We start from the raw sequence: 20,177 nt of genomic DNA, 5'->3' as shown, positions 1-20,177 counted from the left end.
TAAACCCTTTTCACATGAGCTATCCCTACCTTTATTGAAAAAAAATCAAAAGAATGAAGAATTTACTTTTAGCTAGTACTTCTACTTTGCATGGGACAGAGTATTTAGAATACTTGCTTCCTGAATTAAAAATACATTTCAAGAATTGCAAAAACCTTTTATTTATTCCATACGCCAGACCTAGTGGAATTTCACATGAAGAATACACACAAAAGACAGCGCAAGCTTTCGCCAAAATAGACATAAATATCAAAGGTATTCATGAATTTGAAGATCCCGCTTTTGCTATCAAACAGGCAGAAGGTATCTTTACAGGTGGAGGAAATACTTTTTTACTCGTTAGCCAATTATACCAGCATAAAATCATGACTGTTCTAAAGGAAACCCTAGAAAATGGAACGCCATATCTAGGAACAAGTGCAGGAAGTAATATTGGCGGCTTAAGCATGCAAACTACAAATGATATGCCTATAATTTACCCACCTAGCTTTCAAACTTTAGGGCTTATTCCTTTTAATTTAAATGTGCATTATTTAGATAAAGATACCCAATCAACTCACATGGGGGAATCACGAGAAACCAGAATTAATGAATTTCATCAATTTAATAATTTTCCCGTTTTAGGATTAAAAGAAGGCAGTTGGCTCGAGATTAAAAATAACACCATCATTTTAAAGGGAGGACTAACAGCCAAACTTTTCAGAAAAAATCGCGAAGTTATTGAAATCGAACCCAATTCTAATTTAGATTTTATTCAATAAAAATTTTCAGTAATAATTCATAAAAGGTTTTGAATTCAAACTAAAAACTCTTGAAAAAAAAACCCCAAACAATAGTTTGGGGTTTATAGAGCGGAAGACGAGGCTCGAACTCGCGACAACCAGCTTGGAAGGCTGGAGCTCTACCAACTGAGCTACTTCCGCATAACGGGTGCAAAGATAAATTTTATTTCTACACCTCCAAATTTTATTTCAAAAAAACCAAAACTCTAGTTGGTTTCTACTAGAGCGGAAGACGAGGCTCGAACTCGCGACAACCAGCTTGGAAGGCTGGAGCTCTACCAACTGAGCTACTTCCGCATTGCGAGTGCAAATATAAAGAATAAGTTAAGTTTAAAACAAATTTTTTTGACACATTTTTTCGCAGAATTCACTATTTAAAATCTAACTTTTTTAAAACTAAACCATTAGAGCTCTATTTTTTTTATAAAAAATGACTTCCTAGCTCTGTATAAACTTCGAAGATCTTAAATAGCTTACCGAAGGATAATAAATAAAAAGGCAGGATTTATTTTTTATTGTATCTATTAAACCATCTGTAATTTCAAGTGGTACTGCAGGACAGCCCAAACTTCTTCCTAAACGCTTATTATTTTGTATAAAAGTATCCGAAACATAATTAGCACCATGAACCACAACAGCTCTATTTCGAGCATTATCATTTATACCTTTTTCCAAACCGTCCAATCGTAAAGATTTACCATGCTTTCCATTGTAAACCTCAGCTGTTATATAAAAACCTAAGCTGCTTTTGAATGATTCCGCTTTGTTAGAAAAGCTATTAGCATATTCATCACCCGTATTTTTCCCATGAGCAACAAGAGAGTGAAGCAAAACAGTTTCTGCATCCAAATCAATCACCCAAAGTCTTTTCACATTTGCCGACAAACTAAAGTCGATTAATGTTAAAATATTTTTCGTTACTAAGCCCTGTGTTTTCAATTTATTAAAACCTTGTAGCGCCATTTTAAAACTCTCCAACCTTGGCAATCCAAAACCTTCGCTGTGTAAATTATGATAAACTTGTTCAATGTTTAATTCCTCATCACCATTCAAACTCATTTTGTTTTTTAATTCTTTTTTTCATTGACAACTTTTGGCAAAAAGGAAGTTGTAGATATCAATAAAAACACTAAAACTAAAAAACCTAAAAATCTCCTATAAACCATTGATTACTATTTAAATACAATTAATTAAATCCTGTCAAAAATATAAAAAATAATTACAGAACAAAACCCAAATCAATGCATTATAACAGCTTTAACTAAATAGTAGTTTTTTAACTACAAAATTTCGCTGTTAAATAATTGTTAATCGTATCAATTTTATTATTTTTGCTTTCATATTAATGATTCATGAATCTATTCCGACTAACTACTTATTGTTTTTTCATATTCCTAAATTTTAGCCTCTTTGCTCAAAAAAAATTCTTGTAGCAAAACCTAAACAAGGGAATATCAATATTGACGGAAAAACGGATGATGAAGAATGGCTTAAAAACAATGAAGTCGCAACAGATTTCATTATGTTTAATCCTGACAACGGCAAAGCAATTGATACCGAAAAAGCAACCTCAGTAAAGGTAATTTACGACAACGATGCTATATATATATCAGCCGTTTTAAAAGACAATGAACCTGACAAAATACAACGCGAATTAACAGAAAGAGATGTTTTTGGTATAGCTGATAATTTTGCCGTATTTATCAACGGCTTTAATGATGGCCAACAAGATTATCGCTTTTATGTAAGTGCTGCGGGAACTCAAATGGATTGCCTAGCCACCGAAGATAATGAAGATTTTACTTGGGATGCCATTTGGCAAAGCAGTGTAAAAATCACAGATTTTGGCTGGACTGTTGAAATGAAAATCCCTTATGCAGCTATCCGTTTTCCAAGAAACAAAAAACAAACTTGGGGTATTAATTTTTTGCGCGAAATTAAAAGAACGACACAAAAATTCACCTGGAATCATATCAACACAAAGATTGGAGCTGTTTTAACACAAACAGGACAATTAGATGGAATAGAAAATACAAGCCCATCCACTCGGCTTTTCTTTATCCCCTATACTTCAGCTTATTACCAAACTGACAAATTCACTTCTGACAAAACTCTTAAAGCTGGTTTAGATATCAAATACGGTATTAATGATGCTTTTACATTAGACGCTATTTTAGTTCCTGATTTTGGACAAACCAAATTTGATAATGCCATACTTAACCTAGAGCCTTTTGAACAAAAACTTAACGAAAATAGACCTTTTTTTACCGAAGGAACGAACCTTTTTAACATTGGTAATCTTTTTTATTCCAGAAGGATTGGAGGGAATTCGATTGTAAGTAAAGAAGAAATAGAAAGCAAATTAAGCACATCGGAAGAAATCACAGAATACCCCAACACTGTTGAGTTAATCAATGCTGTAAAATTATCAGGAAGAACTGAAAAAGGTCTTGGTATTGGTTTTTTAAACGCAGTTACCGAAAAAACATTCGCTTCTATAAAAGATAATGAAAATAACTCTACGAGAAAAGAAGTAATTAACCCTTTAACTAATTACAACATATTAGTATTTGACCAACGCTTTAGACAAAATTCATCCGTTTCATTTATAAATACAAACACCAGTAGAAATGGAAATTATAGAGATGCTAATGTTACTGGATTAATTTTTGATTTAAATACTAAAGCTAATACCTATAATCTTTCAGGAGATTTTAAATACGCTACTATCAATGACATTGAAGATTATGACGGATTTAAATCTTCTCTAAGCTTTGCAAGGACTAGCGGAAAATTTCGATACATCTTTACTGGTAAATATACTTCTAAAAAATACGATACAAATGACTTAGGTATTTTATACTATTACAATTACCATAGTGGTTATGTAAACGGAAGTTATAGAATTTTGAACCCAAATAAACTATTCAATAGTTTTCTTTTTGAACAGGAAGTAAACTTAGATATAGACAACAGTACAAATAAAATACAAAATACAAGCTGGATTCAAACTATTGTCACAGTTACGACACTAAACCTATGTTATTTTCAATTTGGTTTAAACATAGTTCCTTTTGAAACATTTGATTTTTATCTTCCTCAAGAAGATGGAAGATATATATACAATCCTCGAAAAATCAGTGGTTATTTAGAAATCGAAACCAATAAAAATAAAAATTTCACTTTCGATTTCACTCCATCATTTGTTAAATATGATGAAGACAATCGATTTACTTATAAATTCTACGCTGGACCAAAATACCGATTTAACGATAAATTTTCATTAGCATTTGCTACCGAATATACAAACGAGAACAGTAATATTGGAAGAATAGGAACAAGTAATTCAGACATTATTTTTGCGCGACGAGACAGAGAAATTATTGAATCAGAATTGACCGGAAAATACGCGATTAATGACCGAATGACTTTTAATCTTAAAGCCCGATATTATTGGTCCTATTCAGATAACAAACATTTCTTTACTCTTAATGATGACGGACATCTTTCTCACAATGAAACCTATAATATGAATAAAAATAGAAATTTAAACTCTTGGAATTTAGACTTTTCCTATTCATGGTGGTTTGCACCAGGTAGTCAATTATCGATTTTGTATCGAAATTATGCACAAGAAGACACTAATTTAGTCGAAAAAAATCTATCTAAGAACATCAAAACTATCTTCAATTCTAATATGACGAATATTTTCTCGATTAGTCTTCGCTACTTTATTGATTACAACAATGTAAAACACAAATTATAAACTGCATTTATTTTAATAAAAGAGTCATTCTGTAATAAAATTATCATTTTTGACCTAACTAAATTTTAGAAACCATAATAGTTATTTTATTCCTAACGAAGATTTTATAAAAAATTTATCTTTGTAGAAAATTAACTAAAAATGAACAAAAAAGTAATCTTAATGATTTTGGATGGTTGGGGAAAATCTCCTGACCCAAAAGTATCTGCAATTGATAATGCAAACGTTCCATTTATAAACAGTCTTTACCAAAAATACCCAAGCGCACAACTTAGAACAGATGGTTTACATGTAGGTTTACCAGATGGTCAAATGGGTAATTCAGAAGTGGGACACATGAATTTAGGTGCTGGAAGAATTGTATACCAAGACTTAGCCAAAATCAATTTAGCTGTTGCCAATAAAACTTTAGCTCAAGAACAAGTATTAAAAGATGCTTTTCAGTATGCAAAAGACAACAATAAAAAAGTACACTTCTTAGGATTAGTTTCTGATGGAGGTGTTCACTCGCATACTTCTCACTTACGCGGATTAATTGATGCCACTCAGGATTATGGGTTAGATGAAGTTTTTATTCATGCTTTTACCGATGGTAGAGATGTTGATCCTAAATCTGGAAAAAAATACATTCAGGATTTAAGCAATTATATTGCTCAAACACCGGTTAAAATTGCTTCGGTTATTGGTCGTTATTATGCAATGGACCGTGATAAACGTTGGGAAAGAGTTAAACTCGCCTATGATTTAGTAGTTCATGGAAAAGGGACTCCTACTCATGATGTAGTTACTTCAATCGCTACAAGTTACGGTAATGATATTACAGATGAATTCATCGAGCCGTTAGTTGTTGTTGACGCTGAAAACAAAGCATTAGCCACCATCCAGGATGATGATGTGGTTATCTTCTTTAACTTCAGAACTGATAGAGGACGTGAATTAACAGAAGCATTATCACAACAAGATTTCCACGAACAAAACATGCATAAATTAGACTTGTACTATGTTACATTGACTAATTATGATGAAACTTACCAAAATGTAAAAGTTGTATACAACAAAGACAACATCACAGAAACACTTGGAGAAGTATTAGAAAAAGCAGGTAAAAAACAAATACGTATAGCTGAAACTGAAAAATACCCTCACGTAACATTCTTTTTCTCAGGTGGTAGAGAAACCCCTTTTGAAGGAGAATCTCGTATTTTAAGAAACTCACCTAAGGTTGCCACTTACGATTTACAACCAGAAATGAGCGCCTATGAATTAGCCGATGCTTTATGTCCTGAACTTGAAAAAGGAGAAGTAGATTTTGTGTGTTTAAACTTTGCAAATGGTGATATGGTAGGACATACAGGAATTATGGAAGCGGCTATCAAAGCTTGTGAGGCAGTAGACAAATGTGCCGAAAAAGTGATTACAACTGCTTTAGCAAATGGTTATTCAACTATTGTTATTGCAGATCATGGTAACTGCGAAACTATGATTAATCCTGACGGAACACCAAATACAGCGCACACCACAAATCCTGTTCCTTTCATTTTAGTTGACAATGAACAAGTAGCTATTCAAGATGGTGTTTTAGGTGATATCGCTCCTACAATTTTAGACTTAATGGGAGTAAAGCAACCAGATGCCATGTCTAGTCACTCTTTATTAGTGAAATAATTTTTTTGAAATTTACCATAAAAAAGAGCTGTTTTTATCATGTAAAACAGCTCTTTTTACATTCTATAAAAACTCATTAATAGCTTTCGTTCCAGCTAAAATTTTCTTGAATTATCTTATCTTTCTCTTCTTTTAAAAAATCCAAGTAAGCCTTAGCAACCGGTGAAAGCTTTTTTTCTTTCAACCAAATTAAACTCCAAGTCGTTTTAATAGGGAGTCCACTCACTGGAATAATACTTAATTCATTATTTTGTAATTCGGTTCGAATTCCAATTAAGGGCATAATCGAATACCCAAAACCAGCCAACAAGGCTTGCTTTATCGCTTCATTAGAAGTTAGTGTTAACTTTTTCAAAACTGGAACCGAATTGTTTTTAAAAATTCTTCCATTGTTTGTCTTGTTCCCGAACCTTTTTCTCTAAATATTAATGGTAATTCCTTAAAAATATCCCTAGAATATTCACTGTTAATGTCGTCTAATTTGGCGTTGCCAACAAGAAATAACTTATTCGGTATTAAATCTAATTTTTCCAATTGAAGTGAGGTAGGCATAACGGATACCAAAGCAAAATCCACCTCATTATTTTCCAAACTTCGTATTACTTTATTTTTATTGGTCACATCCATTAATAACTCTATAGCTGGATTGGCTTTAATAAAATTTGAAAGAAAAAAAGGCATCACATACTTACCCGTAGACACTACCGAAATCTTGAGTCTTCCTGACAAAAGCCCTTTATAAGAGTGACTTTTATAATTAATAGCATACACTTGATTGATTATATTCTCGGCCAGTTGTGCTATCTCCAACCCGAAATCAGTTATAAAAATCTGTCGACCAATCACTTCCGTCAAAGGAATATCAAACTGATTTTGAAAATTCCTTAATTGAATAGAAACAGCCGGTTGGGTTAAATGTAAATCTTCAGAAGCTTTTGTAATACTTCTAGTCTCAACGATTTTGAGAAATATTTGGAGTTGATTTAAAGTATAATTCATAAAATATATTTATGCTTTAGATTACAAATATAAATAAAAATATATGGAATTAAATAATCAATTTTGCAATGTTTAAACCGAGAAATAGCTATAAATACCATTTGTCCTAACCAAATTTATTGAAAATGAACTTTAACTTACTCATTGAAAATCTTACAAACCCTGCCCTACTCTTTTTTGTACTGGGAATTGTTGCTGTATGTTTAAAAAGTGATTTAGAAATACCGCAAAACTCCTCAAAATTCATTTCCTTATATTTATTGTTCGCAATAGGTTTTAAAGGAGGACAAGAATTATCACACGAAACCTTTAGCACCGAAATTGCTTGGTCAATATTATTTGGAGTAGGAATTTCAGTAACAATCCCATTGTATACCTTCTTTATCTTAAATAAAAAATTAAACATCTTTGATTCTGGAGCAATTGCTGCAGCATACGGATCTGTTAGTGCCGTTACCTTTGTTACGGCGGTTTCATTTTTGGAATCGCAACAATTAAATCTCCACGGGCACATGGTTGCGATAATGGCATTAATGGAATCGCCAGCAATAATCATTGGTCTAATTTTAATATCTACTTTTAATAAAAAAGAAACAAAAACAATTAAAAAAAGATCCATACTCATTCATTCGTTAACTAATGGAAGTGTCCTGTTAATCCTTGGAAGTCTGTTAATAGGTTATATTGCCAATGATAAACAAGCCGAAGGTATAGCGCCTTTTACCAATGATTTATTTAAAGGATTCCTTGCTATATTTCTTCTTGATATGGGGATTACAAGTGGAAAAAAATTAAAATCCTTCTTCTCTTTTGGTCTCTTCCCTACTCTATTTGCTATAATTATACCCTTATTTAATGGTTGTCTATTCGCGATACTGAGCGCCTTAGTGACAGATGACATAAGCAATAGATTCATTTTTTCAATATTAGCTGCGAGTGCATCGTATATTGCAGTCCCTGCAGCCATGAAAATCACTGTCCCTCAAGCCAATCCTGGGTTATTTTTACCCATGACTCTTGCCATAACTTTCCCAATTAACATAACCATTGGAATGCCATTGTATTTTTTAATCATTAATACGTTCTAAATTTGACCTAACTTAGCAAACCAACTGTAACATTAAAAAATTGGTATTCAAAATTAAAATAACATTAGAATTACTTCTCTATTGACTTAATTTATTGTTAAAACACAAAAAATAAAAGTATTGCTATTAATTTTGTTCAAATAACATAAGAATAATAAACCAACAAAAAATATGACACCTTTAAAACGTTTTTTTAACTTACTGAAATTAGACAGAAGAGATGTCTCGCAAATATTTTTCTATGCCATCTTTGCGGGATTAATCAGTTTGTCATTGCCTTTGGGAATTCAGGCTATCACCAATTTGATACAATCAGGAAGAGTAAGTGCTTCTTGGGTAGCGCTAATCATTTTGGTGGTTTTTGGGGTAATACTAGTAGGGATATTATCATTAATGCAGTTGCGTATAACAGAAAATTTACAACAAAAAATATTTGTACGTTCTTCATTTGATTTTGCTGCGCGCTTGCCTAAAATTAAAATAAACCAACTTTATAACAGCTATCCACCTGAATTAGCGAATCGCTTTTTTGACACCTTAACCATTCAAAAAGGAACTTCAAAATTGCTAATCGATTTTTCGGCTGCTATTTTACAAATTGTTTTTGGTATCATTTTATTATCCCTCTACCACCCTTATTTTATTGTCTTTGGAATTTTATTATTTGGATTTTTATACTTCATCTTCAAATTCTCCTACCAAGCTGGACTTGAAACGAGCTTGAAAGAATCCAAATTCAAATATAAAGTTGCGAGCTGGTTACAGGAAATTGCCCGAAACAATTACAGCTTTAAAAACGAACTTAACTACGATTACAGCTTGCAAAAAAACAATAATCTTGTAGCAGATTATTTAAACTATAGAGAAAAACACTTTAATGTCATAAAAAGTCAATTTTCTCAATTAATTGTTTTCAAAGTTATAATCACTGCTAGTTTATTATTGATCGGAGGATTTCTTGTGCTTTCTCAAGAAATGAATATTGGACAATTTGTTGCCGCTGAAATCATTATTTTATTAGTAATCAACTCTTCTGAGAAAATCATATTTGGCTTAGAAACCTTTTACGATGTCCTTACTTCTATTGAAAAAATAGGTCAGGTCACCGATTTAGAATTGGAGGATGAAAATGTGTCCGATATTGATTATTGCTACACTAACATTTCTATAGAAACGGAGAATCTTTGTTTCAAATTTCCGGATTCTGACACAGAAATTTTAAAATCCATATCCTTAAAAATAGAACAAGGAGAGAAAATTGTCATTGAAGGAGAAAATGGTTCTGGTAAAACAACACTTATTAGAATCCTTTCTGGTTTGTTACAAAAAACCTCTGGATCATTTTTTATCAATGATGACACATTCAAGAAAATAAACCTTAAACAATACCGCTCTCAAATAGGAAGTATTATTCATAGCGAAAGTCCTTTTGAAGGTACTTTGCTAGAAAACATCACTTTCAATGACAAAACTATTAAGTCCGAAGATTTAAAATGGGCCATTGATGGTGTTCAACTAACTTCTTTTGTTAAATCTTTACCTAAAGGATTAGACACTCGTATTTTTCCTGAAGGAAGACAATTATCTTCTTCTAACGCTCAAAAGTTATTGTTAGCAAGAAGTATCATTCACAAACCTAAAATACTATTTTACGAAGACCCAACAGACATGATGGATGAAAAAGTAGCTAATGAAATCATCGATTTCATCACCTCTGATAAATTCAATTGGACAATCATTGTTTCTTCAAAAAATCCATATTGGAGAACAAAATGCAACCGAAGAATTATTATGCAAAATGGAGCTATTCAACTTGATTCAAAAAACAATTAAGCATGTTAAACATCTCAAACAATAAAACTAAACTGCAATCGCTAGAGCGATATGAAACAGTTAAAAACTTGAGCAACAGACCTCACTATAAAATTTTAAACCGAATTATAGCAGGAGTTTCTATTATTGGTCTTGCTGCACTTTTTTTACCGTGGACACAAACCATTTCTGGTTCTGGAAACGTAACCACTTTAAAACCCAATCAACGACCACAATCGATACAAAGTGTCATCTCGGGTCGTATAGAAAAATGGTATGTTCAAGAAGGTGATTATGTAAAAAAAGGAGACACTATCTTATTTATCTCGGAGATAAAAGAAGATTATATGGATCCAAATTTAGTTGAAAATACTAGAAACCAAATGGAAGCCAAACAACAATCTTTAGCATCTTATGACTCCAAAGTTGATATGCTTTCTAACCAAATTGTTGCTATCGAGAATGAACGAAAATTAAAATTAGAACAAGCTAAAAACAAAGTCCAACAATCGATCTTGAAAATCAAAAGCGATAGTATGGATCTTGCAGCGGTAAAAACACAGTTACGAATTGCTACTACCCAGTACAATCGTACTGTACAATTAAACAAAGAAGGTTTAAAACCACTTACCGACATTGAGGAAAAAAGACTCAAATTGCAAGAAGTAGAAGCCAAAATCATTACTCAAGAAAACAAATACCTAACCAGCAAAAATGAATTAATTAATGCTAAGGTAGAAATCAACCGAATCAATGCTGAATATTCAGAAAAAGTATCAAAAGCAAACAGTGACAAGTATACCGCTTTAAGCAGTCAATTTGATACCGATGCTCAAGTGAACAAATTAAAAAATCAATACACCAATTACAGCATTCGTAATGGAATGTATTACATCAAAGCATCACAAAATGGATATATAAACAGGGCATTACAATCTGGAATTGGTGAAACAATAAAAGAAGGAACACCAATTGCAACGATTATGCCTTCAGAATATGACATCGCGGTAGAAACTTACGTAAACCCTATTGATTTACCTTTAATTACTAAAGGGGAAAAAGTTCGTGTATGGTTTGACGGATGGCCTACCATTGTCTTTTCGGGTTGGCCTAATATGTCTTATGGAACTTTTGGTGGAGAAATCGTTGCTATCGAAAACTTTATTAGTGAAAACGGAAAATACCGTGTTTTGATTGCGCCAGACAAAAACGAGCACAAATGGCCAGCACAATTAAGTATTGGTGCCGGAGCACAAACTATAGCTTTACTAGATAATGTTCCCGTGTGGTTTGAAATATGGAGAACTCTAAATGGTTTCCCTCCTAACTACTACAAACCAACAGCTAAAACTACAAAAGAGAAAAAATAATGAAACATATTTTCTTCGCCTTTTTATTCTTCGGTTTTACTTTATCAGCCCAAGAAATCAACTCAAAAGAACTTACATACAATGAGTTTTTGGGCTTTGTAAAAAAGTATCATCCATTGGTTAAAAATGCCAATCTAGAAATCAGTAAATCTCAAGCCAATTTAATGATGGCTCGCGGGGGATTTGACCCAAAAATTGAGGTTGATTTTAGTAAAAAGCAATTCAAAGACAAAGAATATTATTCCATTTTAAACAGTAGCTTTAAAATTCCAACTTGGTATGGAATCGAAATTAAAGCAGGTTTTGATAATAATGAAGGAATCTACCTTAATCCAGAAAACACAGTTCCCAATCAAGGATTAACTTCACTTGGAATAAGCGTACCTTTAGGACAAGGCTTATTCATCAATCAAAGAATGGCCGATTTAAAAAAGGCAAAAATACAACTTCAATTAAGTCAAGCAGAACGAAAACTTCAAGCTATTGCTATCTTATACGATGCTTCTATTGCCTATTTTAACTGGAAAAAAAGTTATAACGAGGTTGTATTGTATAAAGAATATAAAGAAAATGCTGAAATAAGATTTAAAGGAATACAAACCTCTATCAAAGAAGGTGATAAACGTGCCATAGATAGTGTCGAAGCTGGAATGACTGTAAAAAACAGAACCTTGAATTTAATTGATTCAGAATTAAAATTAGCAAAAGCTAAATTAGAGCTTTCTAATTTTCTTTGGTTAGAAAACAACATTCCTTTAGAATTAGCCGAGAGCATTATTCCGGAAACGCAACTAGAATTTACAATTCAGGAAACCTTAAAAACAAACGCACTATTAAATCCCGATTTTTCGATTAGTAATCATCCAAAAATCAATGCCCTACAAAGCAAAATTGACATTTTAAATGTAGAGAAAAAATTAAAAGCCAATATGCTTTTGCCTAAAATTGACATTGGCTATTCTTATTTATCAGAACCAAGTTATATTGACAATTACCGTTTTGAAGATTATAAAATAGGTCTGAACTTCTATTTCCCTTTATTTCTAAGAAAAGAAAGAGGTAGTTTAAAATTAGCTAAATACAAAGTACAAGAAACTGAATTTGCATTAGACCTAGAAAAGGTTCAATTAAGCAATAAAATAAATGCTCAAAAATTAGAAATTGAAGCTTTGACCAAGCAAAAAAATTTGATTAAAAGTGTTGTTGAAGATTATGCAACCATGTTAAAATCGGAAGAAAAATTATTTTCTTTTGGGGAGAGTTCGCTATTTTTAATCAATAGTAGAGAAAATAATTTAGTAAGTGCACAGCTTTCTAAAATAGCTTTAGAGAACCGTTTTTTCGTATCTAATTCGGAGCTTTTTAAAATAATGGCGAATCCGGATTAAATAATTCAGAAAATTGTACTTTTGCATTTCGAAAAATAAAAAGTATGATTGTAGTTAAATCCCGTGAAGAAATAGAATTAATGCGCGAAAGTGCCTTAATCGTATCGAAAACATTAGGAATGCTTGCTTCTGAAGTGAAAGAAGGAGTAACCACTTTAAACCTTGATAAATTAGCCGAAGAATTCATTCGTGACCATGGTGCGGTTCCAAGTTTCCTTGGTTTATACGGTTTCCCTAATTCACTTTGCATGAGTCCAAATGCACAAGTAGTTCACGGAATTCCAAACAACACTCCTCTTGTAAGTGGTGATATTATCTCTATTGACTGTGGTGCCTATAAAAATGGCTATCATGGAGATCATGCATATACGTTTGAAGTAGGAGAAGTAGCTCCAGAAACTAAAAAATTATTAAAAGTTACTAAAGAATCCTTATATGTGGGTATGCGTGAATTCCGTGCTGGAAATCGCGTGGAAGATGTAGGGAATGCGATTCAAAAATATACCGAATCTCACGGCTATGGAGTTGTTCGTGAATTAGTAGGTCACGGATTAGGTCAAAAAATGCACGAAGAACCAGAAATGCCTAACTATGGTAAAAAAGGTCGAGGTAAACTATTAATAGAAGGAATGGTGGTGGCACTTGAACCAATGATTAATCAAGGCACTCGAAATATCAAACAATTAAAAGACGGTTGGACAATTCTTACTGCCGATGGTAAGCCTTCGGCGCACTTTGAACATGATGTAGCTATTGTTGATGGCAAACCGGAGTTACTTTCTACTTTTGCTTATATCTACAAAGCACTTGGAATTGAAAGTAATGAAGAAGATGAATTTAGAAAAGTGCCTTTAGTTATCTAATCTCGCAAAGAAACTCACAAAAACAGCTCTGAGATTATCAAAGTTCACATTCATTTGAGAATCACTTTGTAAATGTTTAAGAATTCCTTGTAAACCCATTCGAATCTTGGTGTAACAACTCATGAAAAAAGCTTTTAAAACGATACTTAATACCATTCCTCGTCCTCTACTTATTCGTTTAAGTTATGTAGCACGGCCAATCATAGCATTTACTTTAAAAGGAGATCGATATACCGATCCAATTGATGGTAAAAGTTTCAAATCAATGCTGCCTTATGGATATGAAACCCAAAGAGAGAATGTTTTATCACCAAGTACACTTTCATTAGAAAGACATCGTTTGTTATGGTTGTATTTGAATGAAAAAACAGATTTTTTTACAGCGCCAAAAAAGGTATTGCATTTTGCTCCTGAACAGGCTTTTTACAAATTGTTTCGAAAGCAAAAAAATCTAGATTACACAACAACTGATTTATTTTCACCATTGGCTGATGTAAAAGCCGATATCTGTAATTTACCTTTTGAGGACAATCAATACGATGTAATTTTATGCAATCACGTTTTAGAACACATTCCTGATGATACTAAAGCCATGCAGGAATTATATCGTGTTTTAAAACCAGGAGGGATGGCTATTTTACAAATTCCGCAAGACTTAAAAAGGGAAGTTACTTTTGCCGATGATAGCATCACCGACCCAAAAGAACGTGCTAAAATATTTGGCCAATACGATCACGTGCGTATTTATGGGCGTGACTATTTTGACAAATTAAGAAGTATTGGTTTCAAAGTCTTAGAGGAAGATTACACAAACGAAATTGACCCTAAATTAGTCGATAAATACTGCTTGGCAAAAGGAGAAATCATCCCTGTTTGTTTTAAATAATTCGCACAAAGAGATTGCAAATCCATACGATTTTGTTGCTTATTTTGTTATATTTACACAATAGCAATTATTAAAATTATGGCTAAATCTTTTCTGTTTGGAATCTTATTTCTTTTGTTTTTTAATTTGGCTTCAGCCCAAGTTCAAAATGAAGTGATTCCGCCATACCATATCAAAACCGTTTGTTTTGTCCAAAACAATCAAAATGCTATCCCAATTTTCGAATTAGGGAGTGGTTTTCAATTTCAGTTTGATGACCTTTTTGGAAATGAAGCCAATTATTATTACGAAATTATTCATTGTGATTATAATTGGAATCCTTCAAACATCCAAAAAAACGAATACCTTCAAGGATTTGACAACCAAAGAATTCAAAACTACACTAACTCTTTCAACACCTTACAAATCTATAGTCATTACAATCTAAGTCTTCCTAATCAGTTTACACAGCAATTACGACTTAGTGGTAATTATATTTTAAAGATCCTCAATGATGACAAAGAAGTTGTGTTTTCAAGAAAATTTATGCTATATGAAAACAACGCTACTGTTCCCATTCAGGTAAAAAGAGCTCGAAATGTAAGTGTTATAGAACAGAAACACAATTTGGACTTTGCCATTAAATCCAGCACAATAAACTTTCAAAATCCGCTAAAAAACATTAAAGTTAGCCTTATTCAGAATGGCGATTTTAATACCGAAATAAAAAATATCCAACCCCAATACACCATCGGCAATGATTTAATTTACAAATACGATACCGAAACCCAATTTTGGGCAGGCAATGAATTTTTGTATTTTGAAAATAAAGACATTAGAATAGCCAGCAACAATATTGCCCGAGTAGACTCAAGTACTGATATTTATAACTGCCTTTTATATACTAACAATGCAAGAGCAAACTTCCCTTATACGCTTTATCAAGATATAAACGGAAATTTTGTAGTAAAAAATTCCAATGCCAGTAATAACGAGGTTGAAGCCGATTACGCCTGGATCTATTTTAGCCTTTCAGCCCCTACTTTCCGACTAAATAAAGATATTTACGTATGCGGAATGTTTAACAACTATTCATTATCGCCTGAATACAAAATGGACTATAACGAGAAAAAAGGAATTTATGAAAAGGCCATACTCATCAAACAAGGATTTACCAATTATAAATATGTAATTGCTGATAGCAAAGGAAACATTGACAATGAAAATGCAATAGACGGAAATTTCTATCAAACTGAAAACGAATATACTATTTTAACCTACTACAAAGAAAATACTGGACGTTATGATCGAATCATAGGAAAAGGCACCGCTAATTCCCTGAACATCATTAATTAAAAAAACAGTTAAAAATAAATGAAAGCAAATAAATTTTCGTAATTTTGCTCCTATTAAACATAGATTAAACAGTTTAATCATGGTTTCTCAAATAACAAGAGGTATAAAAATAACGGTTTTGACTAGTTTTGAAGGCACTTACTTCAAAAACTACAAAATCCATTTTGCCTTTAGTTACCACATTACCATCGAAAACCACAGTAAAGATTCTGTACAATTAACTTCGCGTCACTGGGAAATATTTGATTCTTTAAACAATTTAGAAATTGTTGATGGCGAAGGAATTATTGGTAAAAAACCAGTATTAAAACCAGGCGAAAATCATACTTACAGCTCTGGATGCTTACTTTCTTCTCCTTATGGAGCAATGAAAGGACATTTTAATATGATTAATTTCACCAACACCAAAACCTTCAAAGTAATCATCCCTACTTTTAGATTATGCGCACCATTTGCACTAAACTAAAAAATTCTTAATTTTAACTAATTTGCAATTTATTATAATTTTATTACGATAAATTCAATTTAGCTTTTGTACCTTTGCCTTAAAGTATTTTATTCTCAATCATACAGCCTTATTCTTTTTCTAGATTTAATACTGTATTATCTAATACATTAAAAAAATAACATTATGCTTAAAGGATTTTTTAAAGTACCCAAAGCAATCAATGAAGCTGTAAAAAGCTACGCTCCTAATTCATCAGAAAAAGAAGCCGTTCTTGCTGCATACAAAAAAATGTGGAACGAAAAAATTGACGTTCCTTTATACATTGGTAGTAAAGAGATTCGAACTGGAAACACTCGAGAACATCACTCCTCCACACGATCACAAACATATTGTAGGCAGTTATCATCTTGCCGAAAAAGCACATATCGAAGAAGCTATTACTAATGCCTTAGAATCCCGAACAGCATGGGCAAATATGGCTTGGGAACAACGAGCTGCTATTTTCTTAAAAGCAGCAGAACTAATCGCAGGTCCTTACAGAGCAAGGATTAATGCAGCAACCATGATTGGTCAATCTAAAAACATTCACCAAGCAGAAATTGATGCAGCTTGCGAGTTAATTGATTTTTTACGTTTCAATGTAGAGTTCATGACTCAAATTTATGCTGACCAACCTTATTCGGATTCAAGCGTATGGAATCGTTTAGAATACCGTCCATTAGAAGGTTTCATTTATGCAATCACTCCTTTTAACTTTACTGCTATTGCGGCTAATCTTCCTGCAAGTGCTGCCATGATGGGTAACGTTGTTGTATGGAAACCAAGTGATAGCCAAGTTTTCTCAGCAAAAATCATCATCGACATATTCAAAGAAGCTGGTCTTCCTGATGGAGTTATAAATGTAGTTTTTGGAGACGCTTTAATGGTAACAGATACTATTTTAGCTAGTCGTGATTTTGCCGGTTTACATTTCACAGGTTCTACCCATGTATTTAAAGATCTTTGGGCAAAAATTGGAGCTAATATCCATAATTACAAAACCTATCCAAGAATCGTTGGAGAAACCGGTGGGAAAGATTTTGTAATGGTTCATCCAAGTGCCAATGTAAAACAAGCAGCAACAGGAATTGTTCGTGGCGCATTTGAATTCCAAGGACAAAAATGTTCAGCAGCATCCAGAGCTTACATACCACAAAGTTTATGGCCAGCCATCAAAGAACAAATCATCACTGATGTACAATCTATGAAAATGGGTTCACCAGAAGATTTTAGCAACTTTATTACAGCAGTAATCCACGAAGGTTCTTTTGACAAATTAGCTAGTTATATTGACCAAGCGAAAAAAGATAGCGATGCAGAGATTATTGTTGGTGGGAACTACGACAAATCCGTAGGTTATTTTATAGAACCAACCGTTATCTTGACAACAAACCCAAAATACGTTACTATGGAAACTGAATTATTTGGTCCCGTATTAACTATTTACGTCTATGAAGATGCCAAATGGATTGAAACCTTAGAATTAGTAGATCAAACATCAGAATACGCATTAACCGGAGCAATTTTCAGTCAGGATCGTTACGCTATTGAAGAAGCGACTGTTAAACTTCAAAATGCTGCTGGAAACTTTTATATCAATGACAAATGCACAGGAGCAGTAGTTGGTCAACAACCATTTGGGGGAGCAAGAGCTTCAGGAACAAATGACAAAGCGGGTTCTATCCTGAATTTATTACGTTGGGTTTCACCAAGAACCATCAAAGAAATATTAGTTTCTCCAGAAGATTACAGATATCCATTTTTAGGAGAATAAACTAAGATTTCAGAAATCAAAATTTAGATTTCAGACAATAAAAAACCCACAGCATTTATTTAATACTGTGGGTTTCTTATTTAAAAAATTTCATTTATTACACTACAAACTTCAAGGGCAAGTGCACCACTTTTTTGGTTTCAAAAAATTCATCCTCGAAAAAATTAGCTAAGTCGTATTGAGTCGCTTTCGGAAAATCTTTTAATTCCTCAGTTAAATCGCCTCCTTTTAAATACAAAATACCATTTTTTAATTCGTGTTTATGTTGTTTTTTAATTTTAGTTTTCACCCAAGAAACAAAATCAGGCATATTCGTCACGGCACGACTTACAATAAAATCGAAATCACCTTTTACATTTTCGGCACGAATTTGCTCTGCTTTTACATTTTTTAAACCCAAAGCATCCACAACTCCTTGAACTACTCTTATTTTTTTTGCAATAACATCAATGAGGTAAAAACGGGTTTCAGGAAACAAAATAGCCAATGGAATTCCGGGAAATCCGCCACCAGTTCCTACATCTAACACATAAGTTCCTGGTTCAAACTTCATGATTTTAGCGATTCCTAAGGAATGCAAAACATGTTTAGTATATAAAGAATCAATATCTTTTCTTGAGATTACATTTATTTTTTCATTCCAATCATGGTATAAAAAATCTAATTTTTGGAATTGCTCTTTTTGTATTTCGGTCAAATCCGGAAAATAGCGCAGTATTTCGTCCATCGTTTTATTTTTTTAACAAAAGTACTATTTTTAAGTTTGAATATTTAACTCAATTTTGCTGCGTTAAAAATTATAAATAATTATCTTTGAACGCTATTTTTTAATTGTATGAGTACAACCCAACCAACATTTGCCAAGCAAGATAAACTAAAGTTTTTTAGAACGCTTAACTCGCGAGTGAACAATTACTTCAAAGAAAACAACCTTTCTAAAGCAGGTAATTGGCAACTGCATTTAAAAGCGGTAATTCTATTTACGGTCTTTTTAGTTCCTTACTTTTTAATCCTAACTTTAGATATGCCTTTTTGGACCCATTTACTTTTAACGATTGTTATGGGAATAGGTATGGCAGGATTAGGAATGAATGTCATGCACGATGGGAATCACGGTTCGTATTCCAATAAAAAATGGGTGAATAAAATTATGGGCGGAACCATTTATGTTTTGGCTGGAAATGTATACAACTGGCAGGTGCAACATAATGTTTTACATCACACCTACACCAATATTCCGGGACATGATGAAGATTTAGAAGCGGGTAGAATTATTCGTTTTACTAAAAGTGCCAAATGGTATCGTTTTCATCGTTTTCAACATTATTATTCTGTATTTCTATACGGATTACTGACTTTCAATTGGGCACTTACAACCGATTTTAAGCAAATGAGAAATTACATCAAAAGAAAATTATCTTACGGCGAACCTAAAAGCCCTAAAATTCTATGGACGACTTTGATTATTACTAAAATTATTTATGCTACCATTTGGATCATATTACCCATAATCATCGGAATCGTTTGGTGGAAAGTGCTAATAGGTTTCTTCGTAATGCATTATACGGCAGGATTAATTTTAAGTATCGTTTTCCAATTGGCTCACGTAGTGGAAGAAACCGACAATCCTTCTCCAAATGAATTAGGCGAAATGGAAAACACTTGGGCTATACACCAATTGTTTACTACGACTAATTTTGCTCCAAAAAACTGGTTAGTAAATTGGTACACTGGAGGATTAAATCACCAAATTGAACATCATATTTTTCCAAATATCAGTCATATTCATTACGGTAAAATTGCAAAAATTGTTCGCGAGACTGCCCAAGAATGCAACTTACCTTATTATGAATATAAAACGATGAGAAGTGCTATTATTGCACATTTCAAACATTTAAAAGATTTAGGAACAAATCCAGAAATGGCTTAAATAAAAAATTAATTAAAATAAATAATTAACCT

General features: G+C 32.7%; 14 protein-coding genes, 2 tRNA genes and 2 pseudogenes. 13 read left to right on the top strand and 5 right to left on the bottom strand.

The features are described 5' to 3' along the window. Positions 1-53: 53 nt before the first annotated feature. On the top strand, positions 54-761 hold the full coding sequence (pepE, locus tag P5P90_RS12050) for a dipeptidase PepE (protein ID WP_278034912.1): 708 nt from the start codon (positions 54-56) through the stop codon (positions 759-761). 89 nt (positions 762-850) lie between these two features. On the opposite strand, the gene P5P90_RS12045 is transcribed toward pepE, so the two are convergent. The 3 genes from P5P90_RS12045 to P5P90_RS12035 form a co-directional block, all read right to left on the bottom strand. Beyond that, positions 851-923: transfer RNA gene (locus tag P5P90_RS12045), tRNA-Gly, on the bottom strand. Positions 924-1,006: 83 nt separating this feature from the next. Continuing rightward, positions 1,007-1,079: transfer RNA gene (locus tag P5P90_RS12040), tRNA-Gly, on the bottom strand. 141 nt (positions 1,080-1,220) lie between these two features. After that, positions 1,221-1,841, bottom strand: a complete 621-nt coding sequence (locus P5P90_RS12035; RefSeq protein ID WP_278034911.1) for a murein L,D-transpeptidase catalytic domain family protein — start codon at positions 1,839-1,841, stop codon at positions 1,221-1,223. Between the two features lie 364 nt (positions 1,842-2,205). Here P5P90_RS12035 and P5P90_RS12030 point away from each other — a divergent pair, with 364 nt between their 5' ends. After that, the gene (locus P5P90_RS12030; protein ID WP_340696472.1) at positions 2,206-4,548 is read left to right on the top strand and encodes a DUF5916 domain-containing protein; all 2,343 of its coding nucleotides are present in this window, start codon (positions 2,206-2,208) and stop codon (positions 4,546-4,548) included. Between the two features lie 141 nt (positions 4,549-4,689). Continuing rightward, a complete protein-coding gene (gene gpmI, locus P5P90_RS12025; RefSeq protein WP_278034910.1) occupies positions 4,690-6,213 on the top strand; it encodes a 2,3-bisphosphoglycerate-independent phosphoglycerate mutase in 1,524 nt (507 codons plus the stop codon). A 76-nt stretch (positions 6,214-6,289) separates the two neighbouring features. On the opposite strand, the pseudogene P5P90_RS12020 reads toward gpmI, so the two are convergent. Then, positions 6,290-7,212, bottom strand: a pseudogene (locus P5P90_RS12020) (LysR family transcriptional regulator). A 125-nt stretch (positions 7,213-7,337) separates the two neighbouring features. On the opposite strand from P5P90_RS12020, the gene P5P90_RS12015 reads away from it, so the two are divergent. The 9 genes and pseudogenes from P5P90_RS12015 (at position 7,338) to pruA (ending at position 18,215) form a co-directional block, all read left to right on the top strand. Further along, the gene (locus P5P90_RS12015; protein WP_278034909.1) at positions 7,338-8,300 is read left to right on the top strand and encodes a sodium-dependent bicarbonate transport family permease; all 963 of its coding nucleotides are present in this window, start codon (positions 7,338-7,340) and stop codon (positions 8,298-8,300) included. Between the two features lie 171 nt (positions 8,301-8,471). Further along, positions 8,472-10,133, top strand: a complete 1,662-nt coding sequence (locus tag P5P90_RS12010) for a peptidase domain-containing ABC transporter (protein ID WP_278034908.1) — start codon at positions 8,472-8,474, stop codon at positions 10,131-10,133. Between the two features lie 2 nt (positions 10,134-10,135). Continuing rightward, positions 10,136-11,482: an HlyD family secretion protein gene (locus P5P90_RS12005; protein WP_278034907.1), complete on the top strand. Its 1,347-nt coding sequence runs from the start codon at positions 10,136-10,138 to the stop codon at positions 11,480-11,482. Next, positions 11,482-12,870, top strand: coding sequence for a TolC family protein (locus P5P90_RS12000; RefSeq protein ID WP_278034906.1), 1,389 nt, complete (start codon positions 11,482-11,484; stop codon positions 12,868-12,870). Before P5P90_RS12005 ends, P5P90_RS12000 begins: the two co-directional genes overlap by 1 nt. A 44-nt stretch (positions 12,871-12,914) precedes the next feature. Continuing rightward, positions 12,915-13,733, top strand: coding sequence for a type I methionyl aminopeptidase (gene map / locus P5P90_RS11995; protein ID WP_278034905.1), 819 nt, complete (start codon positions 12,915-12,917; stop codon positions 13,731-13,733). 121 nt (positions 13,734-13,854) lie between these two features. Next, positions 13,855-14,619 carry a class I SAM-dependent methyltransferase gene (locus P5P90_RS11990; RefSeq protein WP_278034904.1) on the top strand — a complete coding sequence of 255 codons (765 nt, stop codon included), beginning with the start codon at positions 13,855-13,857 and terminating at the stop codon, positions 14,617-14,619. A 78-nt stretch (positions 14,620-14,697) separates the two neighbouring features. Beyond that, entirely contained in the window at positions 14,698-15,954 is a 1,257-nt protein-coding gene (locus P5P90_RS11985) for a type IX secretion system plug protein (protein WP_278034903.1), read from the top strand. A gap of 79 nt (positions 15,955-16,033) precedes the next feature. Beyond that, entirely contained in the window at positions 16,034-16,420 is a 387-nt protein-coding gene (apaG, locus tag P5P90_RS11980) for a Co2+/Mg2+ efflux protein ApaG (RefSeq protein ID WP_278034902.1), read from the top strand. Between the two features lie 165 nt (positions 16,421-16,585). After that, positions 16,586-18,215: pseudogene (pruA, locus tag P5P90_RS11975) on the top strand (L-glutamate gamma-semialdehyde dehydrogenase). A 97-nt stretch (positions 18,216-18,312) separates the two neighbouring features. On the opposite strand, the gene rsmG reads toward pruA, so the two are convergent. After that, positions 18,313-18,942, bottom strand: coding sequence for a 16S rRNA (guanine(527)-N(7))-methyltransferase RsmG (gene rsmG / locus P5P90_RS11970; RefSeq protein WP_278034901.1), 630 nt, complete (start codon positions 18,940-18,942; stop codon positions 18,313-18,315). 108 nt (positions 18,943-19,050) lie between these two features. On the opposite strand from rsmG, the gene P5P90_RS11965 reads away from it, so the two are divergent. Next, entirely contained in the window at positions 19,051-20,145 is a 1,095-nt protein-coding gene (locus P5P90_RS11965; RefSeq protein WP_278034900.1) for a fatty acid desaturase family protein, read from the top strand. Positions 20,146-20,177: the final 32 nt, after the last annotated feature.

Source organism: Flavobacterium nitratireducens, assembly GCF_029625335.1.
Lineage (GTDB): Bacteria > Bacteroidota > Bacteroidia > Flavobacteriales > Flavobacteriaceae > Flavobacterium > Flavobacterium nitratireducens.
This window is presented reverse-complemented; position numbering and strand designations above follow the sequence as displayed.

What these genes read in the sequence shown, in the direction of transcription:
- P5P90_RS11990 (WP_278034904.1), top strand. Translation starts at nt 13,855, where the DNA reads ATGAAAAAAGCTTTTAAAACGATACTTAATACCATTCCTCGTCCTCTA.
- apaG (WP_278034902.1), top strand. Translation starts at nt 16,034, where the DNA reads ATGGTTTCTCAAATAACAAGAGGTATAAAAATAACGGTTTTGACTAGT.
- P5P90_RS12005 (WP_278034907.1), top strand. Translation starts at nt 10,136, where the DNA reads ATGTTAAACATCTCAAACAATAAAACTAAACTGCAATCGCTAGAGCGA.
- rsmG (WP_278034901.1), bottom strand. Translation starts at nt 18,942, where the DNA reads ATGGACGAAATACTGCGCTATTTTCCGGATTTGACCGAAATACAAAAA.
- map (WP_278034905.1), top strand. Translation starts at nt 12,915, where the DNA reads ATGATTGTAGTTAAATCCCGTGAAGAAATAGAATTAATGCGCGAAAGT.
- P5P90_RS12010 (WP_278034908.1), top strand. Translation starts at nt 8,472, where the DNA reads ATGACACCTTTAAAACGTTTTTTTAACTTACTGAAATTAGACAGAAGA.
- P5P90_RS11985 (WP_278034903.1), top strand. Translation starts at nt 14,698, where the DNA reads ATGGCTAAATCTTTTCTGTTTGGAATCTTATTTCTTTTGTTTTTTAAT.
- P5P90_RS12035 (WP_278034911.1), bottom strand. Translation starts at nt 1,841, where the DNA reads ATGAGTTTGAATGGTGATGAGGAATTAAACATTGAACAAGTTTATCAT.
- P5P90_RS11965 (WP_278034900.1), top strand. Translation starts at nt 19,051, where the DNA reads ATGAGTACAACCCAACCAACATTTGCCAAGCAAGATAAACTAAAGTTT.
- P5P90_RS12015 (WP_278034909.1), top strand. Translation starts at nt 7,338, where the DNA reads ATGAACTTTAACTTACTCATTGAAAATCTTACAAACCCTGCCCTACTC.
- pepE (WP_278034912.1), top strand. Translation starts at nt 54, where the DNA reads ATGAAGAATTTACTTTTAGCTAGTACTTCTACTTTGCATGGGACAGAG.
- P5P90_RS12000 (WP_278034906.1), top strand. Translation starts at nt 11,482, where the DNA reads ATGAAACATATTTTCTTCGCCTTTTTATTCTTCGGTTTTACTTTATCA.
- gpmI (WP_278034910.1), top strand. Translation starts at nt 4,690, where the DNA reads ATGAACAAAAAAGTAATCTTAATGATTTTGGATGGTTGGGGAAAATCT.